Source organism: Bacillus sp. M13(2017) (genome assembly GCF_002218325.1).
Lineage (GTDB): Bacteria > Bacillota > Bacilli > Bacillales > Bacillaceae_G > Bacillus_A > Bacillus_A thuringiensis_K.
The window spans coordinates 103,771-128,068 of the sequence record NZ_KZ268503.1; the positions used below are offsets into that span (position 1 = coordinate 103,771).

Below are 24,298 nucleotides of genomic sequence, written 5' to 3' on the forward strand. Positions count from 1 at the left end.
ACGTCAATTGCATGAAAAGAAAGTGAGAGGGCTAGGAAAGGAGGAGTATATTGTGAGGCACTGCGACGTTTTAATTATAGGTGGTGGAATAATAGGGTGTTCTATCGCTTATTACACTTCAAAATACGGAAGAGACGTAACAATCATTGAAAAAGGGGAATTTGTCAGCGGGACGTCTTCACGGTGTGATGGGAATATTTTGGCCATTGATAAAGACCCGGGATTTGATAGTCAAATGTCTTTAGTAAGTCAAAAATTAGTAACTGATTTAAGTGAAGAATTAGAGCATTCATTTGAATATAGGGCACCAGGAAGTATTCTCGTATGTGAGTCAGACGAAGAGATGGAAGCTGCGCAGCAATGGGTAAATCGGCAAAAAGAAGCTGGATTACCGTTTCGAATGCTTGATAGGCAAGATATAAGGGAAGAGTCGCCTTTTTTTGCTGATGATTTATTAGGTGGTTTAGAATGTGCGACGGATTCAACTGTGAATCCATATCTCCTTGCTTTCTCGCTTGTGTCAGAGGCACAAAAGTTTGGCGCAAAAGCTTTTAAGCAGACGGAAGTAAAGAGTATGGAAATAGAGACGGATGGTTCATTTGTTGTAGAAACTACGAATGGAACTTTTACAGCACAACAAGTTGTAAATGCAGCCGGTGTGTGGGCTCCTAAGATTGGTCAGATGTTAAATATAAATATGCCAATTGAACCGAGAAAAGGGCATATTATTGTAGCTTCAAGGCAACAACACGTAGGATGCCGTAAAGTAATGGAATTCGGTTATTTAATTTCTAAATTTGGCGGAAAACGAAAAGTGGATGCTTTAACTGAAAAATACGGGGTTGCGCTCGTATTTGAGCCTACTGAAAGTCAAAATTTCTTAATTGGTAGTAGTCGTGAATTTGTAGGATTTCATACGAGGATAAATAATGAAGTCATTAAATGTATCGCAAATAGAGCAATTCGTTTTTATCCGAAAATGGCAGATATGATGGTAATTCGTTCTTACGCTGGTTTACGTCCGTGGACGGAAGATCATTTACCGATTATTTCACGAGTGGAACATATTCCGAATTATTTCATTGCCGCTGGACATGAAGGTGATGGGATTAGTCTTGCAGCAGTTACTGGAAAAGTAATTGAAGAGTTATTAAATGAAAAAGAGACAATTATTCCTATTGAACCACTTCGTTTGAGTCGTTTTACAGAAAGGGTGTTAAACGGATGAGGTCACAAAGAGCCTTTACGACGATTGATACACACACAGGTGGGAATCCAACGAGGACATTAATTAGTGGACTTCCAAAGTTGATTGGAGAGACGATGGTAGAGAAGATGTTACATATGAAAAAGGAGTATGATTGGATTCGAAAATTGTTAATGAATGAACCGCGTGGTCATGATGTAATGTCAGGAGCATTATTAACAGACCCGTGTCATCCTGAGGCTGATATAGGTGTTATATACATAGAGACAGGTGGATATTTACCGATGTGTGGTCACGATACAATCGGTGTATGTACAGCGTTAGTTGAATCAGGTTTAATTCCGGTAGTTGAACCGATTACTTCTTTAAAACTAGATACACCGGCTGGCTTAGTTGAAGTAGATATTGCTGTTCAAGATGGAAAAGCAAAAGAAGTATCTTTCTGTAACATACCAGCTTTTTTATTGAAAAATATTACTGTACAAGTGAAAGACATTGGAACTATAGAGGCTAATATTGCGTATGGAGGGAATTTTTATGCCATTATTGATGCGAAATCAGTAGATCTAGAATTAGTACCAGAAAATGCATCTACAATCATCGATAAGGCGATTCATATAAGGAACACAATTAATGAGAAGTTTGAAATCACTCATCCAGAGTATTCGTTTATAAGAGGATTAACACATGTTGAATTTTATACAGATCCTACTCATGAATGTGCGCATGTGAAAAATACAGTTGTTGTACCACCAGGCGGAATAGATCGATCTCCATGCGGTACAGGAACATCTGCGAAGCTAGCTGTATTATACGCTCAGAAAGAAATCGAAATTGGTGAAGAGTTCATTCATGAGAGTATCGTTGGTTCTTTATTTAAAGGATATGTCATGAATACGACACATGTTGAAAATATTGAAGCTGTCATAACGAAAATTACGGGATCAGCTTGGCTTATGGGTATGCATAGATTTTTTTACAATGAAATGGATCCACTTAAAGAAGGATTTTTGCTAATTCCGCCGATGGAACATGAAACGGAGGATATAAAATGAACATTCAAAAAATGTATACAGCAGTAGACGTACATGTAAATGGCGAGGCATTTCGTGTAATGAAAGACGTACCATGCAAATACTACTACAGTTTGGAGCAATTAAATGAACAATTTTCAGGTGAATTAGCAGAAGAGATGAAGCTTTTATTAAATGAACCACGTGGTTTTATCGGTTTGAATGGGTGTATTGTCGTTCCATCTATCTATAATGAAGTGGATGCAGCTGTATTATTTTTTAATCATGAAGGTTCGATTCCGCTTCATTATGGAGGCATTGTTGCAGTAATAACGATGTTACTCGAAAGTGGGTATTTAAAAAAGAGAGAGTCCAATCAATACAAAATTGAAACGTTATGTGGAATATTTTTAGTTCATGCGTATGTAGAGAATGATGAAGTTATATCGGTTTCGTTTGAAAGCAAACTATGCTATATGATTGAGAAAAATTTACAGGTTGGTAATGTAAGTTATTCTCTTATACAAGCAGATAAAGTATATGCAGTTGTAGAAAAAGGTGCGTATTCGCCAGAAATTCGCATGGAAAACATTTCTGAATTGAAAAGATGGGGAGAAGCTACACTGCAGGCTATACAAAAACAGTCGCTAATAAAAAGGCTTATTTTAGTAGATCCTTCGCAAAAAGAAAAGAACCATATAAAATCGATTACATTTCATGAAGATAACTTTATCGTACGTTCGCCAGGTTTTGTTTCTACTATTGTTTCCTATGTTCATGCGTTATTTAAAAATGATTATATGGCGGATAAACCTTTTAAAAATGAAAGTATATTTAATAGTTTTATAACTGTGGAGAAAGTGAAGAAGGAGGAACTAGGATACATTTTCCGTTTTGAAAGTAGAGGGTTTATTACAGGGATGCAGACGTTTCTATTAGACCCTACGGATCCGTTTCCGGCAGGTTTCTTATTAAAATAAAATGTGATAGGGAGAGATAAATATGCAAAAAATTAAAGGGGCATTTCCAGTATTAATAACCCCGATGGATGAATTTCAGGAAATTAATTGGGATGGGGTAAAGCAAAATGTAAATTACTTTATCGAACAAAACGTTGCAGGTATCATCATTAATGGAAGTACAGGAGAATTTGTAAGTTTATCAAAAGAAGAACGATTTAAAATGGTAGCAACCGTGTTGAAAGAAATTGATGGCCGTATTCCAGTTATTGTTGGAACTGCAGCAGAGACGACGAAAGAAACAATTGAATATACGAAACATGCAGAAGCGCACGGAGCGGATTGTGTATTAATTATAAACTCTTACTATTGTAAACCGAAGGAAGAGGAGATTTATTTTCATTTTAAAGAAATCTCAAACTCTGTAAATATACCAATTATGTTATACAATAATCCATTTACTTCTGGTGTTGATATGAGTACAGAGCTAATGCTCCGTATTGGAAAAGAGTGTGAAAATGTTACACATATTAAAGAATCTAGCGGAGATATTCGAAAAGCGAGAGATTTAGTAAGACAAAGTGAAGGGGCTTTCCAAGTCTTCTGTGGTTCTGAAGATTTAGTTATGGAATCATATTTAGTTGGTGCCTCGGGATGGGTTTCAGTAGCAGGAAATATCGTTCCCGGTCTCGTTACAAAAATGTATGAGCATTTTCAAAATGGTGAATTAGAAAAGGCGTGGGAAATAAACGATGCTATTTTACCACTTTGCGAGTTTCTTGAAGGATCAGGGAAATATGTTCAAATCGTTAAACGTTCTATGGAATTACATGGGCAAGCGGGAGGACCTTCTCGCTATCCAAGACTAGGGTTAACTGTAGAAGAAGATCAAAAGCTTCAAACGATTTTATCAAATATTGCAGCTCATGCAGCTGTTTAAATAAGGAGGAGAACATAATGTTAAAGACAAATATTGAGCTGAAACCAAAAGTGGAAGCGTTTTTAAATGAAGAAATTAAAATGTTTATTAATGGCGAATTTGTTTCTGCTATTGGCGGAAAGACGTTTGAAACGTACAATCCAGCAACAGAAGAGGTTCTAGCAGTCGTATGTGAAGCGCAAGAAGAGGATATTGATGCTGCAGTAAAAGCGGCAAGATCTGCATTTGAATCTGGCCCGTGGGCAGAAATGACTACTGCTGAAAGAGCGCATCTTATTTATAAATTAGCAGATTTAATTGAAGAACATAGAGAAGAATTAGCGCAACTAGAAGCTTTAGATAATGGAAAGCCATATCAAGTAGCACTTGATGATGATATTTCAGCGACTGTAGAAAATTATCGTTATTACGCAGGATGGGCTACAAAAATTATTGGGCAAACAATCCCGATTTCAAAAGATTACTTGAATTATACGAGACATGAACCTGTTGGTGTTGTAGGACAAATTATTCCGTGGAATTTTCCGCTTGTTATGTCTTCTTGGAAAATGGGAGCTGCACTGGCGACAGGTTGTACGATTGTATTAAAGCCAGCAGAGCAAACGCCTTTATCTTTACTATATACAGCGAAACTCTTTAAAGAGGCTGGATTTCCAAACGGCGTTGTAAACTTTGTATCAGGCTTTGGTCCTGAAGCAGGGGCTGCAATTGTAAATCATCATGACATTGATAAAGTTGCTTTTACAGGATCTACTGTTACAGGAAAGTATATTATGCGTCAATCTGCAGAAATGATTAAGCATGTAACGTTAGAGCTTGGCGGAAAATCACCAAATATCATTTTAGAAGATGCGGACTTGGAAGAAGCGATAAATGGTGCATTCCAAGGTATTATGTATAACCACGGTCAAAATTGTAGCGCAGGATCACGTGTATTTGTTCATTGTAAACATTATGAAACTGTAGTAGATGCACTTGTGAAAATGGCGAACAACGTAAAACTTGGAGCAGGTATGGAGAAAGGAACGGAAATGGGTCCACTCGTATCTAAGAAACAACAAGAGCGTGTGTTAAATTATATTGAGCAAGGGAAGAAAGAAGGTGCTACAGTTGCGGCTGGTGGCGAACGTGCGCTTGAAAAAGGTTATTTCGTTAAGCCAACTATATTCACAGATGTTACAGACAATATGACAATCGTTAAGGAAGAAATATTTGGACCAGTTGTTGTCGTACTTCCATTTGATTCGACAGAAGAAGTAATTGAACGAGCCAACAACTCATCCTATGGCCTTGCTGCGGGTGTATGGACGCAAAATATCAAAACGGGTCATCAAGTAGCAAATAAATTAAAAGCAGGAACAGTGTGGATTAATGATTATAACTTAGAAAATGCAGCTACACCATTTGGTGGATATAAACAATCTGGTATCGGCCGCGAATTAGGTTCATATGCGCTTGATAATTATACAGAAGTGAAAAGTGTTTGGGTAAATATAAAGTAATAGGGCGTTTTACTGATAAAAATTGAGGGATGAAATAATGAAAGATGCGGACAACTAGAAAGTTTGATAATAGTTGTCCGTTTTTTTTATATACAAAATTGCTTTTCCAAAGAATGATAAGGGGGATTTGGATGGAGAATTTAGTAGAATGGTTAGTAGGGCAAGTGTGGGGTATCGGTTTAGTTGTTTTTGCATTAGGGGCAGGCGTATATTTCACGATTGCAACACGCTTTTTGCAAATCCGTTATTTTAAAGAGATGATTAAACTATTATTTGAAGGAAAGAGTTCAGAGACGGGAATATCATCTTTTCAGGCATTTTGTTTAGCCTTATCAGGAAGAGTTGGAATTGGTAATATTGCAGGGGTAGCGACAGCAATTGCTTTCGGCGGTCCTGGAGCTGTATTTTGGATGTGGGTAATGGCTTTGTTAGGGGCAGCGAGCGCGTTTGTAGAATCAACATTATCTCAAGTATACAAAAGTAAAGTAGGGAATGAATATCGCGGCGGTACTCCATATTTCATTGAGAAAGGTTTGAAAATGAAATGGTTTGCAGTCATTGTAGCAGTAGTTGTAACACTTTCATATGGCGTGTTATTACCAGGTATTCAATCTAGTAGTATCGCAGTTGGATTTGAAAACTCTAATGGTATTAGCAAATATATAACTGGTATATTTTTAGTCGTGTTACTAGCAGCAATTATTTTTGGTGGTGTAAAGAGAATTGCTGGCGTTTCTCAAATGCTTGTTCCATTTATGGCAATTGGTTATGTAATTGTTACATGTATCATATTAATTGCGAATGTAACGGAGATTCCAAGTATGTTTGCTTTAATTTTCTCTAGCGCATTTGGTGTAAATGAAATGTTTGGTGGAATTGTTGGTGCAGCTATTGCATGGGGCGTAAAACGCGCTGTATTTTCAAACGTTGCTGGTGTCGGAGAAGCGACGTATAGTTCGGCGGCTGCTGAAGTATCGCATCCCGCAAAACAAGGATTAGTTCAAGCGTTTTCCGTATATATCGATACAATTGTCGTATGTACAGCGACAGCTCTTATGATTTTAATAACAGGTATGTATAATGTTATACCTGAAGGGAAAACCGCCATTGTACAAAACATAGGAAATGTGGAAGCTGGTCCAATTTATACACAACAAGCAGTTGAAACTGTGATAACAGGGTTTGGTCCAATATTTATTTCAATTGCGATTTTCTTTTTTGCATTTACAACGTTACTCGCTTATTACTATATCGCTGAAACGACACTTACTTATTTAGATCGTCAACTGAAGTATGGCTGGTTAAAACCAGTTTTAAAATTTGGATTTTTAATTATGGTTTACATCGGTAGCGTTGAATCAGCGTCGCTTTTATGGAATCTTGGAGATTTAGGAATCGGTAGTATGGCATGGTTAAACTTAATCGCAATCTTACTTTTAAGTAAAACCGCATTAAAAGTGTTAAAAGATTATGAAACGCAGAAAAAAGAAGGGAAAGATCCAGTATTTAATCCTAAAAATGTGGGGATTGAAGGATTAACATTTTGGGAAGAAAGAAGTAAAGAGGTTGAAAGAAAAAGTTCTAGAGAAAAAGTTATTGTCGATGATAATTTAAAATTATAACTAAAATTAATTGAAAATTCTTAATTTAAAAGAAGGTATATTGCCTCCATTTCATCACATACTACAATAAGTATGGATAATATGACTGGAGGGAATAAGATGGAACATGAGCAACATAGTTCGATAAATGATATTCTACATCATTATAAAGAAGGTATAGGTAGTTTTACAAATCAAATTCCTGAAATCGCTGAGACATATAATGCGTTCACGCAAGCTTGTTTTCAAGAGGGTTCTTTAACAAAAAGAGAAAAACAACTTATTGCATTAGGAATTAGTTTAGCAACGCAAGATGAGTATTGTACAATTTATCATACAAAAGGTTGTCTTGATCAAGGATGTTCGGATAAAGAGATTCTAGAAGCATGTGGTGTTTCAGCAGCATTTGCTGGCGGAGCTGCGATGAGTCAAGCGGTAACTTTAGTGCAAGAGTGTTTAACAGAATTGAAAAATCAAAAGCATTGAATAAAAAAACGTTTTAAACTTTATGTTTAAAACGTTTTTTATGTGAAATTAAATTTGAGTATAAAAATTATCTAGGATGGGTTCAATTTATGGTTATACAATAATGGGAGAATTTTAAATTTAGTAGGAATGAGAAATAACAACTATTTATTTAATTTTAAGGTTTTGTAAAAAGCTTCAATTGCTTCATATAATCAATGGCTTTTGTTTTATTTTTCTGTTTAGAAACATAATGTGCCTCATTAAAATCTCTATAGTAACTGTTAACTACTTCTTCAGAAAGAGCACCGTCAGAGATAGCTCTTTTAACCGCGCAGTTTGGTTCGTTTGTATGTGAACAGTTAGAAAATTTACATCTTATAGAAATCTTTTTTATATCTTCATATCCAAATTCAAAATTCCCCTCAAGGTTTATCAAGTCAAATCCTATTTTACTAATAAGAAATCCCTCCATTTTTGAAAGAGTCTTTTAGAAACATACATACAAAGTTTATCGTTTTCAATTTGTATTTACTTTAATATTCTATATCTTCATAAATAGATTTTTCTACATCAGGAAGAACTGTGTATATACTCTTACCGATTAAAGCTTCTAATTCTTTCTTAATCGCATAAAACCCTTTCCAATGTAAAGATGTATGAGATGTTGTACCATGACGCAAACCAACAGAAATTAATCTTCTTTCCAGCGTAGTAAAGCCATCCGCATCAGCAAGAGCGTCACAAAGAGTAATTACTTTATTGTATAAGTCGTAGTTACAATGTTCATTTAATATTTCAACTAACCGGCTTCTCATATGGTCAGGAACGAGACTCCATTCCGCTGCGATATCTATATGTTCATTTTTGCATGGGAATGAGTGTGTCACACAAATAACAGCGTTTCCTGTATACCCTAAATCATTCATATACATATAACCATCATAGGAATGAATGACCGATTTGGTAAAACCTTTGTATCTTCCGATATCATGCAAAAGGGCAGCGTTATATGCTATGTCAGCATCTAGCTTGTACCCTTTTTTTATAAGTTCTATAATTATGTTTTCAGTTGCATGAGCAACATGTAGTGAATGTTCAAACCAAGGGCCCGGGTTTTGTTCATATGCCCATTCGAGTAATTCTTTTGCGTACGTTCTATCTAATATATATTTCATATCGTTATCCTTTCACAAAAAATCATATCTTAACTATAAATTCCTCTTATTATTTCATTATTCCTTCTTTAAAAATTGTTACAATGAAACAAAAGGGGGAAAAGTAATGCGGAATTTAGTAATTGAAGAAATTAAGAAACTAGAAAATGATATAGAAGAACTTTCGAAACTTTTGAAAATGGTTGTAAATGATGGGGCATCAATTGGTTTTTTGCCTCCACTGGAACAAAAAGATGCAACAAAGTATTGGCAAACAGTATTAGCGCCAGAAGTGATATTGTATGTGGCTAAAATAAACAACGAAGTAGCAGGGAGTATTCAATTACAATTAGTTACTAAGCCTAACGGAATTCATAGAGCCGAGATTTGCAAATTAATGACTCATCCAAACTTTAGACGAAACGGTATTGGACGATCGCTTATGCAAAAAGCAGAGGAACGAGCAAAGCAAGAAAATAGGTCTCTTTTAGTATTAGATACAAGAGAAGGAGATCCTTCCAATAAATTGTACAAATCACTAGACTACCAAGAAGTTGGAACAATACCAGGGTATGCAATTTCTACGAATGGAAAGTTAGATGCTACGGTTCTTTATTATAAAAACATTTAAGTTATAATCAAACGGGGAGAGTGCTTAATTATTAGTAAGTGAATAATAAACGACTATTTTTAACACCGTCTATATTTTTCTGGCGGTGTTAAAATAGTTAATTATAATCTAATTAACGCACTAAATGAATTTGAGAAAGTTTTTAGAGGGTTCTTTTAGTAATGATTCTCGTCTTATAATAAATGTAGAGAAGATGACTAGCCAACTATAGTTATTTTCGCTTTATTATGGGAAGGGGATGAAAGAATGAAAAAGAATAGTTTACAAAAGATGAAGAAAGTTATTTTAAGTGGTGGCGTATTACTTACGGGATTATTAACATTTGGATTTTCAGAAAAGGCTTCAGCTCATGGATATGTAGAATCACCAGCGAGCCGATCTTATTTATGTAAGCAAGGGGTAAATGTAAATTGTGGACCGATTCAATATGAACCTCAAAGCGTAGAAGGAATAGGTGGATTTCCGCAACTAGGACCTTCTGATGGACAAATTGCAGGGGCTGGTCATTTTCCCGCTTTAGATGTTCAAACTGTAGATAGGTGGAAGAAAGTTACGTTAAATGGCGGGACGAATACATTCAAGTGGAAACTAACGGCTCCTCATAGTACGAAAGAGTGGAAATACTATATTACGAAAAAAGGTTGGAATCCCAATAAACCTTTGACGCGATCAGATTTAGATTTAGTGCCATTCTATGTGAAAAATGACGGTGGAGCTAGACCAGGGACAACAGTAACGCACGAAGCGAATGTACCAACTGACCGTAGTGGATACCATCTTATTTTAGCTGTTTGGGAAATTGCAGACACTGGAAATGCGTTTTATCAAGTTATAGATGTAAACCTTTTGAATAATGGCTTATCCTCAAATTTCGCTTTTAACAATGTAGTGCAAGCTCCTACATTATTTTAATTGAAACATACATTTCGATCATCTAATTCATTTTAGATGATTTTTTTTATGAAAATGATGAAAAATAGAGAAGAAAGTGCAATTATTTATAAAAAAATATGCTTTAAATATTGTCATATTTGCTTCTTTAAGATATCCTTTTCATGAAGAGGTGGAAAACATGGAAAAAGTACTAGTTTTCGGGCATAAAAACCCAGATACAGATGCAATTTGTTCTGCAATTGCTTATGCAGAATTGAAAAAAGAATTAGGAATGAATGCTGAGCCTGTACGTTTAGGCGAAATCAGCGGTGAAACTCAATTTGCGTTAGACTATTTTAAAGTAGAAGGACCGCGTTTTGTTGAGACAGTAGCAAGCGAAGTGGACAACGTTATTTTAGTTGACCATAACGAGCGTCAACAAAGTGCTAACGATATCGAATCAGTTCATGTGTTAGAAGTTATTGACCATCACCGTATTGCTAACTTTGAAACAAGCGATCCTATATACTATCGTTGTGAGCCAGTTGGCTGTACAGCTACAATCTTAAACAAAATGTACAAAGAAAATGGCGTAACAATTCGTAAAGAAGTTGCAGGTTTAATGTTATCTGCAATCATTTCAGATTCTTTACTATTCAAATCTCCAACTTGCACAGAACAAGATGTAGCAGCTGCTCGTGAATTAGCGGAAATCGCTGGTGTAGATGCAGATAACTACGGCTTAGAAATGTTAAAAGCTGGTGCTGACTTAAGCGGAAAAACAATGGAGCAATTAATCTCTCTTGATGCTAAAGAATTCCAAATGGGTAATGCGAAAGTTGAAATCGCACAAGTAAACGCTGTTGATACAAACGACGTTCTTGTACACCAAGCGGAACTTGAAAAAGTAATTTCTGCAGTAGTAGAAGAAAAAGGTTTAGACCTATTCTTATTCGTTGTAACTGATATCTTAACTAACGATTCTGTCGGTCTTGCGATCGGTAAAGCAGCAAACGTTGTTGAGAAAGCATACAACGTATCACTAGAAAACAATACAGCTACTTTAAAAGGTGTTGTATCTCGTAAAAAACAAATCGTACCAGTATTAACAGAAGCATTCCAAGCTTAATCGTATTGCGTACAGATGAACAGTAAGGACAAGTAGTCAGATTGGCTACTTGTCCTTTTTTATTTATAATAAGCAGAAATTTTTAACTTTTAAACAGTCGCATTGTGTATGCTTAATGATATGGAAGTATTGAAAAGTAAATTACAGGGGCTTTTTGAAAAAATATTGCATCTGTTTCAAAATTAGAGAGCTGGATTTCGGAGGAACTGCGTTTAAACGCTGAAATACAGATGTTGCGTTTAACTTTTTAGAAGAAAGGATATAAAGTTTTGATTAACGAATTAAAATAAGGATAGCGTTAGCTATCCTTATAATCGTTTATTCGTAAGATTTTTTCTTGTTTATATAAAATGTGATTATCGTAGTAATGAAGAAAATAGGTATCGCATACACTTGCCCAACAAATAACTTCCAGCCGACATAATTATAGCCTTCAGATGCTGGGATGATAACGGAAATAACGCAAACGATAAAATAGACTAATAGTGCAGGGATAATATTTTTCATTTTTATGAACCTCCCTTATTGTTTTATTAATACATACTTGTATTATAATTTAGTTTCATTATTTTGAAGAAAAAATGAAAAATTTTTTATGGTATTATAATATTTGCAATGAGAGTAATCTATAGTACGCATATGGTAAAATGTGTAATTTTAACTTTCAGAATTATTATATAGTATTTCGAGAAAAAATGTACAAAATAACGAATTTTATTTACCAAAGTAAAGGGAGTAGAAATATATATGAAAAGGCTATGTATAATTCCATGCGGAAAAAAGAAAATTTGGGATAAACATTCAGACTACGGACCGATGGAAGCAAAAGATGTATATATTAGTCCGTTCGGAAAAGCATGTCAGGCGTACGCAACTATGTTTTTCGAAAACTGGGTTATATTATCAGCGAAACATGGATTTTTAAGACCAAGTGATATTGTATTAGAAAACTATGATCTTGCATTTGATTCAAAAAGCGATGAGGTAATAAGTATAGAGCAATTACAAAAACAGATGGTAGATAAAAGTTTACTACAGTTTGACGAAATCGTCTTACTAGCAGGGAAGAAGCATAAAAAAGTAGTGACAAAGTTATATCCAGAAGAAATGATTACATATCCGCTAGAGGGGTGTAAAGGAATTGGGTATATGTTGCAGAGGTTGAAAGAAGCTGTGAAGGAAGGGGAGGAAATATAGGTGTAGTTTCAGTGATTTTAAACTCTATTTATTTAGGGAGCTGAAAAGTAAAATAGAGTTTTTAGGCATCGCCGAAAGGGTGATGCTTTTTTGTTCGTGTCGTCATTCATGTAAAAGTAATTTAGAGAATAAATCATTCGATTTATGAAGCGATAGCTTTTTTATATCGAAAACAAATTGCGTCACTTTTAGAAAATATAGGACGTATGGGCACAGTTAAGATTGTAAGTGGGAATAGCAATAAGACAAGTTTTGAATAAGATATTAAGAAAGGAGATGTTGATGAATAATGGCTAGATATAGTTTGCACGGAGGACACAATAGTATTGTTCAAGGTGCTAATTTCGGGAATCGGAAAGAACACGTTCTAGATAGGCAAGTTAAAGATGCCGTGGCGGCTAAGTTAAGAGCCCTAGGACACACGGTTTATGACGATACGGACGAGGTAGGGGCAACTCAATCACAAAATTTAAATAATATCATTCGGAATAGCAATTCCCATGCTGTGGATTTAGTTATTTCTTTTCATCTTAATGCAAGTGATGGAAATGGACAGGGTGTTGAGGTTTTATATTATGATCAGAAAGATTTGGCGGCTAAAATCTCAGCTCAACTAGCAAAAGATATTGGATGGCGTGATCGAGGTGCGAAACAACGTACAGATTTAGCAGTATTAAATGGAACGAAGGCACCGGCTATTCTTATTGAATTAGGGTTTATTGATAATGAATCCGACATGGCAAAATGGAATGTTGATAAAATCGCTAATTCTATTGTATTTGCTCTTACAGGACAAACTGGAGGAGGTGCAGCGAATTTGCTCAAAGTAAAAACTGGTGGTGTAGCATTTAGTAATTTACAAGCTTTGGCTCAAGCTATGGTTGATGCGGGTATTGATGGACAAATTGTCGTTCAAAAAGATGGCATTGGTTATGCTATAACGAATGGCTATCCGTCCGGGAATATCGATAAATTTACAGCTTGGTTAGATGCACGTAAATGGTACTATGAGTACGTGAGATAAAACGAAAATTGGTTTGATTAAAAACTAAAAATTGTCTTATTTTTAGTTAACAAGTATATTAAGTAACTATAAAAATATGGACAATTTATATGTAAATTAGTACACAAAACCACCTGTCAGAAAGGTGGTTTTATTTATCAAGCTATTTGTGGGCGGTAAAATTCTCACCTCAAAATTCGGATGAAGCTAAGAAATTAGGTGGGAATTACACTGCTCGTAGCCTCCTACTAATTATCGTTTCACTTTATATAGTTTAGAGTTTTGTAAATCTTTACTTATTAAACCCGTAATAATATTTTGTTTTCTCAATACATAAGCCGAATTTTAAATTATTACCCAATAATATAATACCTCTCATACTATTTATTAGTTGATAATAACAAAAAAACAAGCTTTGAATATAATAATGAAAAAGGAGATGTTAAATAATGGGTTATATTGTAGATATTTCGAAATGGAATGGCGACATTAACTGGGATATCGCAGCACCACAATTAGATTTCGTAATTGTACGTGTGCAAGATGGTTCAAACTATGTAGATCCTTTATATAAAAATTATGTACAAGCAATGAAAGCAAGGAATATTCCGTTTGGTAATTATGCGTTCTGTCGTTTCGTTTCAGTAGAGGATGCACGGATAGAAGCAAGAGACTTTTGGAACCGTGGTGATAAAAATGCAACAGTTTGGGTAGCTGACGTAGAAGTAAGAACAATGAACGATATGAGAGCGGGTGCACAAGCTTTTATTGATGAATTACGCAGATTAGGAGCTAAGAAAGTCGGTTTATATATTGCTCATCATATGTATGCTCCATTTGGAATGGCAAATGTCAATTGTGATTTTGTATGGATTCCTCGTTATGGTGGTAACAAACCGGCGTATCCATGTGATATTTGGCAATACACAGAGACAGGCAATGTGGCTGGTATCGGCAAGTGTGATTTAAATAAGCTGATTGGAAATAAGCCGTTAGCTTGGTTTACAAATCAAATTGTTGAGCCGATAAAAAAACAAGAAGGGGTTGGAATTATAGTGAATAAATATAACAAAGTAGTTACTTATGAATTTGGTGTAAATTTAATTTCTGACTTGATTCAAATGATGGATAAGCTTGGATATACTTCTAAAATAATATCTCGTGGAGATAACCAAGGGCTTGTGTATTTCGAAACAGATTATCGTCAAGGGAACGAACTGGACAAAGCAACTGCTTGGTTAGATATGAAAGGAATTAAATATTTTTATACAAAAGAGTAGTTTGCTAAATAAAAATAAGAGCCGTCATGTGACGGTTTTTATTTTTATTTAATCTTTTAACTCTACTTATAATATGGAGAAAATAGACTAATAAACAAGCCTTTGTATACTTTCAAACATAGAATATGATGAATTCTATCAAGGAGGAAGCATATTTATGAGAAATACTTGTCATTGTGGACATTTTCAAGATTGTAATAAATTTTGGGATGATTTAATGTTTGGGAGATGTAGATGTAAGCGCAATGATTTTCACGAGTGTTGTTGCAAAGAGAAACCGAAGTGTGAGTGTGAAAAATGTCATTGTAAAACAAAAGCGAAATGCCATTGTAGGCATGAAGAGGAAGGGTATTAATAATAAAAAAGAGTACGATGCGTACTCTTTTTTGGGGTGATTATATTCCATCTTGAACAGATTTCTTTACAATTACCCATGTGTCTTTCTTTTTAACCGTTATAGCTACATTAGTTCCATTAGATTCCTTATAAAAGATATATCCATTGTTTGAGTTTACATATGTAACTGGTTCACCTATGCAATCTCGCGAACAGGATTTGTTGACTAGTTCAATTAAGGATAGTTCACTTGGATCGGTTTTACTGGCTTCTATAACAGCATCAAGGCTTGTTTTTCGATAACCTTGCAAGTTTATATGAAAAAGCTGCTCTATTTCTCCTGTAATGCTAGTGTTCATTACTTCTACTGAATTCTTTTTTTCTTGAAGAAAGCCGTTTTCATAAAGTAATTTTGTATAGCCAATCCATGCTATTAACACTAGCATGAAAAACATACCCGTCATTTTAAGTATTCGAAGTCGTTTGCTTATAATTGTTTCTGAGTATTTCATTCACTCTAATCCTCCAATGTTTTTAATTTAAAATATGCTTGGATACAGACTTTTAGAAGAGTATGAAAGTTAATGAATTTTCAATAAAAAAGAAAACATCCAGAGTTAGATGCTTTCTTTTTTGTATTTTTGGCTATCTGTTAGTTACTTGTTTCATAAGTGGTCTTATTTCTTTAACTGGTGGTTTCTTATCATAGGCATCAACGTAAGAAAAGTAGTAGTTTAAGTTTCTTAGAAGGCCTTTTCCTATTTTTGCACTTAAGAAAGGAAATACTTGTCCAGTATAATCATCGAGAGATTTACAGTAATATTTTTCATCTAAATATATACTGTATTTACATGTTAGTTCTACTAAAGGATTCCCTTCATCATCAAATACTTCTTTAGAATCAATAATATCTATTAGTGCAAATTTTTCATTTAAGTAAACTTTCTTTTTTTTCTCGTGTTTATTTGTAAGTATAAAAACTAGACCAATCGCGTTAATCAAACTATTTCCTCCTATAAAAAACGGATATTAATAAAATATATCGATATAAGCTAAATGTAAAGAGGAGAGGTGAAATATCATGGAGAGAAAACTAAATAAGCCGATTTATGTTGGGAAATCGACTTATTTTTATCAAGTATTACTTAGTAGTAATACCTACTCTGATTAAAGTTTCACTTTATTGAAATACTTGCGGGAATTGTTTTACGATTGCGTTTGTTATCATGTCGGCCATTTCTAATGCTTCTTTTTCAATTTTATCGTAAAGTTCTACTCCTGCTTCATAATCTTTATTTAGGAAGGCAAGTGCTTCTGCTTTCGTTAGTGCTAAATGTTCATAAAACATTTTTCTAAATTCTTCTTTATCTATATATGGGTTGATACTGTTAAGAAATTCAATAATTGCGTCACCATTAGCGTACCATTTTTTCTCTATAGCGGCCGCTGCATTTTGATTACCAGGTTTTGCGGCTTTAACAAGATCCGCTGCAATTACTAAGTGATCTTTAATTAATGCACTATATTTTTTCACTGCATCTTCACCGTAAAATGGTTCAAGTGATAGTCCCATATGTGTTGCGTTTTGTAGAAGTCGCCCAACAGTAACGTTAACATCTGGTAAATTAAATACTATACTTACAATAGCCAATCTCGTCCAAGCGACGTGTTGTTCCCATAAAGAACGCATATACCCTTTTAAAAAATTCTCATTTTTACTAATTCGGTAGTTCCGTACGGATAAATCATAGTTTACATAAGGGTTATGGTAGGGGGAGTAATACGATTGCCAATAAGAATACATAAATAGTAACACTCCTTTGAACATGTATAACTCAAAGTATGATAAGCATTTATTTTTAGTTACGTGTCCTAGATTATTTTTAGGGAATTTGAAATGGAGAAATTAGGTGAATGATGTTGTGGTATATATGAATAAAGTGAATATAAAGTAAAATAGGGTCTGCAAGGGAAGTTGCAGACCCTCAAAAGGGTATTGCCGAGATGTCGGACTCGACTACGTAATGTTATCATAAAATTCTTTTGAAAAAACCTGGTAAATGTGTCCAAATGAAATTGGTACCTTAATACAGTCAAAGGGACCTGCTTCCCGCGGCAGGTCCCAATAACTAGATAATGTCGATGAGCAAAAACTCATCTGGAGTACTTTTATAGTAACAAGTAAAATGACTTTTGTGTATTGAGAAAGAAGAATTGCATAATTATATGTGAACAATTTAAATCCCAACAATTTATGATTATCATTAATTGTTGGGATTTAAATATGGTTATAAAATGGAGAAAAGAAGTGGAAGTGAGATTGAGGTGCACAGAAGTATGTAATCATGAAAAAGACCTGCTAATATAAGCAGGTCAACTTAAGGGGTTTATCCAACAGATTATTATATATGTTAACAATTCAATTGTAGTAAGTCTATACGTTTAATATTGAGAAAACTTCTGTGAATAATATATTTTTTGTGCATATATTAACGTCTAAAAAGTTGAGAAAGAAAATTAAAAAGCTTTTTATAAGAGAATAATGCCTGATACTTATAGTATGATTCATATTTCCACGCATCATTATTAGAGAATTGGGGCTTTTGTGTTTTCGTTTTTGCCTTGATGGAACTCATATTACGATGATTCATATAGTAACCTCCTGAATTTATATGTATACGATTAGTAGTATTCAAGAAAGGGAAATAAAATGAACATTTAAATTGAAAATCTTTCTTCTTGTGTACTGGATTTACGTTATAAATGCTGTAAAACATATAAAATAATGATGCTAATTCATATTAAATAAGTGAAGAAACATAGAATAATGAAAAAACAATAAGCATCTAATCATCCCTTTCAAGTCGCATAAGTGATTGATATAATAGAAGTAGATGAAAGATAAAGAAAAGCAGGTGACTCTTTTTTGTTTACTAAAGCACAAGAACTTTTAGCGTCCTACTTTGGTTATTCTTCGTTTCGAAGAGGACAAGATGAAACAATTAAAAATGTACTAGATGGGAAAGATACGGTTTGTATTATGCCAACCGGTGGCGGTAAGTCGATTTGTTATCAAATTCCGGCATTAGTATTTGAAGGAACGACGTTGGTTATATCGCCTCTAATATCACTTATGAAGGATCAAGTAGATACATTGGTACAGAATGGCATTTCAGCTACATATATTAATAGTTCTATATCTATTGCAGAAGCAAATCAGCGAATTCAATTAGCGAAACAAGGACATTACAAGTTACTTTATGTGGCGCCTGAGCGTCTTGATTCGATGGAGTTTGTTGACCAACTTATCGATATGAAAATCCCTATGATTGCGATTGATGAAGCACACTGTATTTCACAGTGGGGACATGATTTCCGTCCAAGTTATTTACATATACATCGCATATTAGATTATCTTCCAGAAAAGCCGCTCGTATTAGCATTAACAGCAACAGCAACACCGCAAGTACGTGATGATATTTGTAATACACTTGAAATTAATCAAGAAAATACAATTATGACAACGTTTGAGCGTGAAAACTTATCGTTTTCTGTTATTAAAGGGCAAGATCGAAATGCATATTTGGCGGATTATATTCGTCAAAATCAAAAGGAATCTGGGATTATATATGCAGCTACTAGAAAAGTAGTCGATCAGTTATATGAAGATTTAATGAAGGCAGGAGTTTCTGTATCAAAATATCACGCTGGTATGAGTGATATTGATCGAAATGAGCAACAAGAACTCTTTTTACGAGATGAAGTAAGTGTAATGGTAGCAACATCTGCATTCGGGATGGGTATTGATAAATCGAATATTCGTTACGTAATTCATTATCAACTTCCAAAAAATATGGAAAGTTACTATCAAGAAGCAGGACGTGCTGGTCGTGACGGATTAGATAGTACATGTATATTGTTATATTCTTCTCAAGATGTACAAGTACAGCGTTTTTTAATTGATCAATCAACTGGAGAATCACGTTTTTCAAATGAACTTGAAAAATTGCAAAATATGACCGATTACTGTCATACAGAACAATGTTTACAATCATTCATTTTGCAATACTTTGGAGAAGAACCGAAAGAAGATTGTGGACGCTGTGGTAATTGTACAGACAATCGCGAGAGCATCGATGTGACAAGAGAATCACAAATGGTTTTATCATGCATGATTAGAACGAACCAACGCTTTGGAAAGCAAATGATAGCGCAAGTATTAACTGGGTCGAAGAATAAGAAAGTTATTGAATTTAATTTTCATACTTTACCAACGTATGGGCTTTTATCGAACCGTAGTGTAAAAGAGGTCAGTGAGTTTATTGAGTTTTTAATTTCAGACGAGTTAATTGCAGTTGAACATGGCACTTATCCGACGTTAAAAGTAACTGAAAAAGGGAAAGAAGTATTACTTGGTAAAGAGAATGTTTTACGAAAAGAACGAGTAGAGACAAGACAAATTGTTCAAGACCATCCTTTATTTGAAGTGCTTCGTGAAGTACGTAAAGAAATTGCACAAGGAGAAGGTGTACCGCCATTCGTTATTTTCTCTGACCAAACATTAAAAGATATGTGTGTGAAAATGCCGCAAAGTGATTCCGAATTGTTGACGGTAAAAGGTATCGGAGAACACAAACTTGTGAAATATGGCTCGCACTTCTTACAAGCAGTTCAGCATTTTATTAAGGAAAATCCAAATTATGCTGAAACGATTAAGACAGAAGTAGTTTCAGAGCGTAAAAAGTCAGGAAAAGCGTCCGCAAATTCTCATTTAGAAACGTATGAAATGTATAAACAAGGTATTGATTTGAATGAGATTGCAAAAGAACGTAACTTATCAAGACAAACAATCGAAAACCATTTAATTCGCTGCTATGAGGATGGAATGGAAGTAGATTGGCAAAGCTTTGTTCCAGCAGAGTATGAATCTCTTATTGAAACTGCCGTTCAAAATGCAGATGGTGGTCTGAAATCTATTAAAGAACAGCTTCCGAATGAAGTGAGTTACTTTATGATTCGTGCTTATTTACAAATAAGAAAGTAGAGGCATATAAAGGGGATAAGAATTTATGTATCATGTTTTCGTTTATGGAACGTTAAGAAGAGGACAAACGAATGCTCATTATATGCTAGGTGCAACATGCATCGCAGACAGAGCTTGGACATATGGAAAATTATTTGATACGAACGAAGGATATCCGGCCATGACTTATTCGATTGAAGAACAGGTGTATGGAGAAATTTATGTAGTAAATGATGAGATATTGTGTAAGTTAGATGAACTAGAAGAATATAAAGGTAATGCGGAGACTGATTTATATAATCGAATCACGCAAACAGTATATGTTGCTTATAGGGAAATTGAGGCATATGTGTATATCGCTCAGGATAAAAAGATGTTAAAGAAAGTGATAGACTCTGGAGACTGGCTTATGTATCAAAAAATATAATAAGGTAGTTTTAAAAATTGGAAAGCAGATAATGACGAATTCATTATCTGCTTTTTATTGTGTGAATAATTGTCGTTCTCTTTTTATTCTTATAGTTCTTAGTACGATTCCAATTCCGAGAAATAAAACAGTAGCAGCGACCCCGCTAGTAGGATTTAACCAAAAATCACTACTGTTTGTAAGAGTAATAATCCCTGTTATTGTAACTAAAACAGTAGGAACAGCATCCTCGATTGCATGCATGATAACACATGGCCAGACGGATTTTGTAAGTCTATATATTTCAACATACATAATTGACCAACAAACCATAAGGATACAGCCAGATAGAAGCATATTTAATCTTGAGATAGATTCAAAATATTCATTTGAAGAGCCTCCTTTACTTTTATTTATCCTACTATTTGTGGGCAGTAAAACGCCCATTGATTAAAGTCTTTAATTTTTACAATATTTGTTAATAGATAAATTAAATAGGAGACAAATAGAAAGTAGTATCTTTTGTATGCATCACTATACTATATGTGTATTTGTGTGATTTAGATGTTGCATATTCTTTTTAAATTAGAAAGATGAAAAATAAGTTTTTTCGGAAAATTTAAACGGAAACTATTGACTTTATGATTGGGTTTTTAATACAATGATACTTCGACTGAAAAATTAGAACGGACAGGAGGGAATCGTCGAAATGAGCAACATATTTGAAGGTGAGTTACAAAAAATGAAGGATACTTTACATACGATGGATGAGCAATTGGATAAGCTTGAAAAAACCCCGGTTTATTATGGAGAAGATTTTAAAGAGCAAATTCTTGAAAGTATGAGGGAGTCTAATAGACAAAACTTACGTATTGGTGTGCAAGAGCCGTACTTTGGAAGGTTAGATTTTCAGGAAGATGGAAAAGAAGAAGTTATGCCGATTTATATCGGAAAAGTAGGGGTTTCGGATATGGACACGATGAAGCCAATCATTATTGATTGGCGGGCGCCTGTCGCAAGTATGTTTTATTCATTTACCGGTGGAGAAGAATTAGCATTTTATCAATCACCAGATGGGTTAGTAGAAGGTGATGTGTATTTAAAACGAAACATTTCCATTCGAAAAAGAGAACTTGAACGTGTTGTTGATACATATGTAAAAGGAAATGAAGATGTATCGCATGCCGATGATTTTCTTCTATATCGATTAGGTGAGAATAAAGATAATAAGCTAAAGGATATTGTTTCAACGATTCAATCGGAACAAAATGATATTATTCGAGCGGAAAGAAATTTACCATTACTTATTCAAGGGGTTGCAGGGAGCGGAAAGACAACAATTGCTTTACATCGCCTTGCTTTTTTAATTTATGAATATCGTGAACAACTAGAAGCAGAAAGAATGATCGTATTTGCGCCGAATAGTCTGTTTTTAGACTACATTTCGAGTGTACTTCCTGAATTAGGTGTAGGGAATATTAGTCAAACAACGTTTCTGGATTGGGCATTACGTACGTTAGATGATTCAGTGAAACTAAAGCAGACAGAAGAAAAATTGAAAGAAGCATTTTCAATTAATCGTGATCAAAAGAAGGTAATGCTAGGTAAATTAAAGGGTACGTTGGAATTTAAGAAGTTTATTGAAGAGAGAATGATCCAATTTGAAAATGAGTTAGTTCCGACAAAAGATTTTGAGGCGTGGGATAGAGCGATTATTCCAGTAGAAGATATTAAAAAATGGATGCAAGTTGAATATAAACATTATCCTTTACAGAAAAGAAGAGAACGATTAGTAGGACGAATGAAGCGCTGGATTGAAATTGAACTTAAAAAATTCGGGGAAACAAACGAGAAAAAATTACTTAAAAAAGAAGCGACTAAGAGACTGAACGCATATATGAAGTTTTGGCCGAAAATGAGTGCTCTTTCACTGTATAGTTCAATAGTAAAAAGTAAAGAAATACTCGAGGTATTACCTGAAGAACTTGTTAAAGAAACAGAAAAGAGTTGTCGTAAAAAAGAAGTGTATGTAGAAGATTTACCAGCTTTAATATACATACATCATCGTATAACAGGGATTGAAATCGGGCAGAAGTTTCATCACGTTGTTATTGATGAAGCGCAAGATTTTTCGCCTTTCCAAGTTTATGTATTAAAAGAAATTACATTAGGTAATTCTTTCACTATATTAGGTGATTTATCGCAAGCGATTTATGATTACCAAGGAATTGAAGATTGGAATGCTTTTAAGGAAGTATTCCAAGAAACCGGTTATTATGAATTGACAAGAAGTTATCGTTCTACAAAAGAAATTATTGAATTTGCAAATGAAATAATTAAAAATGCAGAAATCCCAGTAGGACTCGCAACACCAGTCTTCCGCAGTGGAGAAGATGTGAAAGTAATTCATACAGAAAATCAATTTACTGAAATTGTGAAGACGGTAAAACATTTGCAAAATGCAGATGTGAAAACAATTGCGGTAATCGGAAGAACAGAAGATGAATGCCGTGATATATATGTGAAATTAACAAATGCAGGATTAACGGTAAACGTAATTGAAGCAAACCAAAGTAAATATGAAGGTGGTATATCAGTAGTACCTGTCTATTTAGCGAAAGGTTTAGAATTTGATGCGGTGCTTTTAATTGATGTGGATGAGGAACATTACAAAAACACAAAGCATGATGCAAAATTACTATATGTCGGATGTACGAGATCACTTCATGACTTATGGATTTTCTATAGTGGAGAAGCGTCACCTTTAATTAAAGGATTAAAATAAAGTGAAACTATAATCAGTGGGGATTTTTACTGCAAGCTAATGTGAGATAAATATAAAAAGAGGATTTCTATTACTGTCTACTTAACAGGGAGATGACTATGAAGATCCTCTTTTTATATTGAAATTAGTGTTCGATTTTAAACGAATAAAGCCATTAATATTAAATTTTGATAGCTATCATCCAATTTTACACCCTTTGCTTTTCTACCCTCTTCAAAGAAGCCTAGATTCTTATATAACTGGATTGCACCTAGATTATCTTCCATTACCTCAAGACAAACTTTTTCAATCTTACTGTTATTTTTAGCCCAATTGATTAACGTTTCTAGAAGAGCTCTTCCAATACCATAATTTCGATATTCAGGTAGTATGGTCATCGCAAAAGCCCCTTGATGACTAATTTTTTCTTTGTTTCCGTTCTTAAAATCTATTGCACCGACTAACTTACCATCAACTTCAGCAATAAACTGTACATAATTTGGATTTTCAAGATAAGCTTTTAACGTTTTTTGAATAGCATCGATACGCACCTTTTTTACATCCTCAACCGTACTTAGCATGTATGGAGCGTTTATTAAAGCTTTTGAAGCAGAATCTAGTATTCTTTCTGCATCCTGTTCTTTAGCTTCTCTAATTATTACTGTTTTTCCATCCTTAGATTTATAAGTAAAAACATTAGTTGATAAGATACTACACACACCCTTTCGGAATATAATTAGTTGAATTTTTTAACTATCGTACGATTATTAAGTAAGAAAAAGTCGTATCACCTTTTGCTGCAATCGCTCTGC

At 34.3% G+C, this 24,298-nt stretch carries 25 protein-coding genes and 1 pseudogene; 17 read left to right on the forward strand and 9 right to left on the reverse strand.

The window, feature by feature from the left end; translation table 11 throughout:
• The first annotated feature begins 52 nt into the window (after positions 1-52).
• The 7 genes from CGQ22_RS12275 (at position 53) to CGQ22_RS12305 (ending at position 7,708) form a co-directional block, all read left to right on the forward strand.
• Positions 53-1,228, forward strand: a complete 1,176-nt coding sequence (locus tag CGQ22_RS12275) for an NAD(P)/FAD-dependent oxidoreductase (RefSeq protein WP_089148750.1) — start codon at positions 53-55, stop codon at positions 1,226-1,228.
• Positions 1,225-2,262 (forward strand): proline racemase family protein, encoded by a 1,038-nt coding sequence (locus CGQ22_RS12280; protein ID WP_089148751.1) that lies wholly within the window; start codon positions 1,225-1,227, stop codon positions 2,260-2,262. The genes CGQ22_RS12275 and CGQ22_RS12280 overlap by 4 nt, the downstream gene beginning before the upstream one ends.
• Positions 2,259-3,200: a proline racemase family protein gene (locus CGQ22_RS12285; protein ID WP_001025571.1), complete on the forward strand. Its 942-nt coding sequence runs from the start codon at positions 2,259-2,261 to the stop codon at positions 3,198-3,200. The genes CGQ22_RS12280 and CGQ22_RS12285 overlap by 4 nt, the downstream gene beginning before the upstream one ends.
• Before the next feature lie 22 nt (positions 3,201-3,222).
• On the forward strand, positions 3,223-4,119 hold the full coding sequence (dapA, locus tag CGQ22_RS12290) for a 4-hydroxy-tetrahydrodipicolinate synthase (protein ID WP_001169462.1): 897 nt from the start codon (positions 3,223-3,225) through the stop codon (positions 4,117-4,119).
• A gap of 17 nt (positions 4,120-4,136) precedes the next feature.
• On the forward strand, positions 4,137-5,621 hold the full coding sequence (locus CGQ22_RS12295; protein WP_089148752.1) for an aldehyde dehydrogenase family protein: 1,485 nt from the start codon (positions 4,137-4,139) through the stop codon (positions 5,619-5,621).
• A gap of 131 nt (positions 5,622-5,752) precedes the next feature.
• Complete coding sequence (locus tag CGQ22_RS12300; protein ID WP_000429510.1) at positions 5,753-7,243, forward strand: alanine/glycine:cation symporter family protein; 1,491 nt, start codon at positions 5,753-5,755, stop codon at positions 7,241-7,243.
• Between the two features lie 72 nt (positions 7,244-7,315).
• Positions 7,316-7,708 carry a carboxymuconolactone decarboxylase family protein gene (locus CGQ22_RS12305; protein ID WP_002005224.1) on the forward strand — a complete coding sequence of 131 codons (393 nt, stop codon included), beginning with the start codon at positions 7,316-7,318 and terminating at the stop codon, positions 7,706-7,708.
• A gap of 157 nt (positions 7,709-7,865) precedes the next feature.
• Here the strand turns inward: CGQ22_RS12305 and CGQ22_RS12310 are convergent, their stop codons facing one another.
• Together CGQ22_RS12310 and CGQ22_RS12315 are read right to left on the reverse strand one after the other, a co-directional pair.
• Positions 7,866-8,162 carry a P-loop NTPase family protein gene (locus CGQ22_RS12310; protein ID WP_000398279.1) on the reverse strand — a complete coding sequence of 99 codons (297 nt, stop codon included), beginning with the start codon at positions 8,160-8,162 and terminating at the stop codon, positions 7,866-7,868.
• A 61-nt stretch (positions 8,163-8,223) separates the two neighbouring features.
• Positions 8,224-8,865, reverse strand: coding sequence for an HD domain-containing protein (locus CGQ22_RS12315; RefSeq protein WP_000874109.1), 642 nt, complete (start codon positions 8,863-8,865; stop codon positions 8,224-8,226).
• A 106-nt stretch (positions 8,866-8,971) separates the two neighbouring features.
• Here CGQ22_RS12315 and CGQ22_RS12320 point away from each other — a divergent pair, with 106 nt between their 5' ends.
• From CGQ22_RS12320 to ppaC, 3 genes are all read left to right on the forward strand, one after another.
• Positions 8,972-9,475, forward strand: a complete 504-nt coding sequence (locus CGQ22_RS12320) for a GNAT family N-acetyltransferase (RefSeq protein WP_001245253.1) — start codon at positions 8,972-8,974, stop codon at positions 9,473-9,475.
• 246 nt (positions 9,476-9,721) lie between these two features.
• Positions 9,722-10,387 carry a lytic polysaccharide monooxygenase gene (locus tag CGQ22_RS12325; RefSeq protein WP_000742279.1) on the forward strand — a complete coding sequence of 222 codons (666 nt, stop codon included), beginning with the start codon at positions 9,722-9,724 and terminating at the stop codon, positions 10,385-10,387.
• 160 nt (positions 10,388-10,547) lie between these two features.
• The gene (ppaC, locus tag CGQ22_RS12330; protein WP_089148753.1) at positions 10,548-11,477 is read left to right on the forward strand and encodes a manganese-dependent inorganic pyrophosphatase; all 930 of its coding nucleotides are present in this window, start codon (positions 10,548-10,550) and stop codon (positions 11,475-11,477) included.
• A 318-nt stretch (positions 11,478-11,795) separates the two neighbouring features.
• Here the strand turns inward: ppaC and CGQ22_RS12335 are convergent, their stop codons facing one another.
• The gene (locus CGQ22_RS12335; protein ID WP_000789486.1) at positions 11,796-11,984 is read right to left on the reverse strand and encodes a DUF4017 family protein; all 189 of its coding nucleotides are present in this window, start codon (positions 11,982-11,984) and stop codon (positions 11,796-11,798) included.
• A gap of 240 nt (positions 11,985-12,224) precedes the next feature.
• On the opposite strand from CGQ22_RS12335, the gene CGQ22_RS12340 reads away from it, so the two are divergent.
• The 4 genes from CGQ22_RS12340 to CGQ22_RS31945 all read left to right on the forward strand — a co-directional run bounded on the left by CGQ22_RS12340 (position 12,225) and on the right by CGQ22_RS31945 (position 15,352).
• Positions 12,225-12,674: a DUF6884 domain-containing protein gene (locus CGQ22_RS12340; RefSeq protein ID WP_000824872.1), complete on the forward strand. Its 450-nt coding sequence runs from the start codon at positions 12,225-12,227 to the stop codon at positions 12,672-12,674.
• 289 nt (positions 12,675-12,963) lie between these two features.
• Complete coding sequence (locus CGQ22_RS12345) at positions 12,964-13,698, forward strand: N-acetylmuramoyl-L-alanine amidase (RefSeq protein WP_000135279.1); 735 nt, start codon at positions 12,964-12,966, stop codon at positions 13,696-13,698.
• A gap of 428 nt (positions 13,699-14,126) precedes the next feature.
• Complete coding sequence (locus tag CGQ22_RS12350; protein WP_089148754.1) at positions 14,127-14,957, forward strand: GH25 family lysozyme; 831 nt, start codon at positions 14,127-14,129, stop codon at positions 14,955-14,957.
• Positions 14,958-15,178: 221 nt separating this feature from the next.
• Complete coding sequence (locus CGQ22_RS31945; RefSeq protein ID WP_000503012.1) at positions 15,179-15,352, forward strand: hypothetical protein; 174 nt, start codon at positions 15,179-15,181, stop codon at positions 15,350-15,352.
• Here CGQ22_RS31945 and CGQ22_RS12355 read toward each other — a convergent pair whose 3' ends face one another.
• From CGQ22_RS12355 to CGQ22_RS31950, 4 genes are all read right to left on the reverse strand, one after another.
• A complete protein-coding gene (locus tag CGQ22_RS12355; protein WP_000877572.1) occupies positions 15,353-15,805 on the reverse strand; it encodes a hypothetical protein in 453 nt (150 codons plus the stop codon).
• Positions 15,806-15,938: 133 nt separating this feature from the next.
• Positions 15,939-16,295 carry a hypothetical protein gene (locus CGQ22_RS12360; RefSeq protein ID WP_000606231.1) on the reverse strand — a complete coding sequence of 119 codons (357 nt, stop codon included), beginning with the start codon at positions 16,293-16,295 and terminating at the stop codon, positions 15,939-15,941.
• 178 nt (positions 16,296-16,473) lie between these two features.
• A complete protein-coding gene (locus CGQ22_RS12365; RefSeq protein WP_139032766.1) occupies positions 16,474-17,097 on the reverse strand; it encodes an acetylglutamate kinase in 624 nt (207 codons plus the stop codon).
• Positions 17,098-17,782: 685 nt separating this feature from the next.
• The gene (locus CGQ22_RS31950) at positions 17,783-17,944 is read right to left on the reverse strand and encodes a hypothetical protein (RefSeq protein ID WP_001016536.1); all 162 of its coding nucleotides are present in this window, start codon (positions 17,942-17,944) and stop codon (positions 17,783-17,785) included.
• A gap of 275 nt (positions 17,945-18,219) precedes the next feature.
• Between CGQ22_RS31950 and recQ the strand changes: the two genes are divergently transcribed.
• Positions 18,220-20,337: a DNA helicase RecQ gene (gene recQ, locus CGQ22_RS12375; RefSeq protein WP_000494267.1), complete on the forward strand. Its 2,118-nt coding sequence runs from the start codon at positions 18,220-18,222 to the stop codon at positions 20,335-20,337.
• Between the two features lie 25 nt (positions 20,338-20,362).
• A complete protein-coding gene (locus tag CGQ22_RS12380; RefSeq protein WP_000274902.1) occupies positions 20,363-20,743 on the forward strand; it encodes a gamma-glutamylcyclotransferase family protein in 381 nt (126 codons plus the stop codon).
• Between the two features lie 54 nt (positions 20,744-20,797).
• Here CGQ22_RS12380 and CGQ22_RS12385 read toward each other — a convergent pair.
• Positions 20,798-21,112, reverse strand: a pseudogene (locus tag CGQ22_RS12385) (CPBP family intramembrane glutamate endopeptidase); the annotation flags it as partial.
• 319 nt (positions 21,113-21,431) lie between these two features.
• Between CGQ22_RS12385 and CGQ22_RS12390 the strand changes: the two are divergent.
• On the forward strand, positions 21,432-23,507 hold the full coding sequence (locus CGQ22_RS12390; RefSeq protein ID WP_000065194.1) for a HelD family protein: 2,076 nt from the start codon (positions 21,432-21,434) through the stop codon (positions 23,505-23,507).
• A gap of 137 nt (positions 23,508-23,644) precedes the next feature.
• Here the strand turns inward: CGQ22_RS12390 and CGQ22_RS12395 are convergent, their stop codons facing one another.
• A complete protein-coding gene (locus tag CGQ22_RS12395) occupies positions 23,645-24,205 on the reverse strand; it encodes a GNAT family N-acetyltransferase (protein ID WP_000337119.1) in 561 nt (186 codons plus the stop codon).
• Between the last annotated feature and the right edge of the window lie 93 nt (positions 24,206-24,298).

Bases quoted from the DNA above. Each gene is read 5' to 3' on its own strand.
- CGQ22_RS12280 (WP_089148751.1), top strand. From the start codon at position 1,225: ATGAGGTCACAAAGAGCCTTTACGACGATTGATACACACACAGGTGGG.
- CGQ22_RS12285 (WP_001025571.1), top strand. From the start codon at position 2,259: ATGAACATTCAAAAAATGTATACAGCAGTAGACGTACATGTAAATGGC.
- dapA (WP_001169462.1), top strand. From the start codon at position 3,223: ATGCAAAAAATTAAAGGGGCATTTCCAGTATTAATAACCCCGATGGAT.
- CGQ22_RS12295 (WP_089148752.1), top strand. From the start codon at position 4,137: ATGTTAAAGACAAATATTGAGCTGAAACCAAAAGTGGAAGCGTTTTTA.
- CGQ22_RS12300 (WP_000429510.1), top strand. From the start codon at position 5,753: ATGGAGAATTTAGTAGAATGGTTAGTAGGGCAAGTGTGGGGTATCGGT.
- CGQ22_RS12305 (WP_002005224.1), top strand. From the start codon at position 7,316: ATGGATAATATGACTGGAGGGAATAAGATGGAACATGAGCAACATAGT.
- CGQ22_RS12310 (WP_000398279.1), bottom strand. From the start codon at position 8,162: ATGGAGGGATTTCTTATTAGTAAAATAGGATTTGACTTGATAAACCTT.
- CGQ22_RS12315 (WP_000874109.1), bottom strand. From the start codon at position 8,865: ATGAAATATATATTAGATAGAACGTACGCAAAAGAATTACTCGAATGG.
- CGQ22_RS12320 (WP_001245253.1), top strand. From the start codon at position 8,972: ATGCGGAATTTAGTAATTGAAGAAATTAAGAAACTAGAAAATGATATA.
- CGQ22_RS12325 (WP_000742279.1), top strand. From the start codon at position 9,722: ATGAAAAAGAATAGTTTACAAAAGATGAAGAAAGTTATTTTAAGTGGT.
- ppaC (WP_089148753.1), top strand. From the start codon at position 10,548: ATGGAAAAAGTACTAGTTTTCGGGCATAAAAACCCAGATACAGATGCA.
- CGQ22_RS12335 (WP_000789486.1), bottom strand. From the start codon at position 11,984: ATGAAAAATATTATCCCTGCACTATTAGTCTATTTTATCGTTTGCGTT.
- CGQ22_RS12340 (WP_000824872.1), top strand. From the start codon at position 12,225: ATGAAAAGGCTATGTATAATTCCATGCGGAAAAAAGAAAATTTGGGAT.
- CGQ22_RS12345 (WP_000135279.1), top strand. From the start codon at position 12,964: ATGGCTAGATATAGTTTGCACGGAGGACACAATAGTATTGTTCAAGGT.
- CGQ22_RS12350 (WP_089148754.1), top strand. From the start codon at position 14,127: ATGGGTTATATTGTAGATATTTCGAAATGGAATGGCGACATTAACTGG.
- CGQ22_RS12355 (WP_000877572.1), bottom strand. From the start codon at position 15,805: ATGAAATACTCAGAAACAATTATAAGCAAACGACTTCGAATACTTAAA.
- CGQ22_RS12365 (WP_139032766.1), bottom strand. From the start codon at position 17,097: ATGTATTCTTATTGGCAATCGTATTACTCCCCCTACCATAACCCTTAT.
- CGQ22_RS31950 (WP_001016536.1), bottom strand. From the start codon at position 17,944: ATGAATCATCGTAATATGAGTTCCATCAAGGCAAAAACGAAAACACAA.
- CGQ22_RS12380 (WP_000274902.1), top strand. From the start codon at position 20,363: ATGTATCATGTTTTCGTTTATGGAACGTTAAGAAGAGGACAAACGAAT.
- CGQ22_RS12390 (WP_000065194.1), top strand. From the start codon at position 21,432: ATGAGCAACATATTTGAAGGTGAGTTACAAAAAATGAAGGATACTTTA.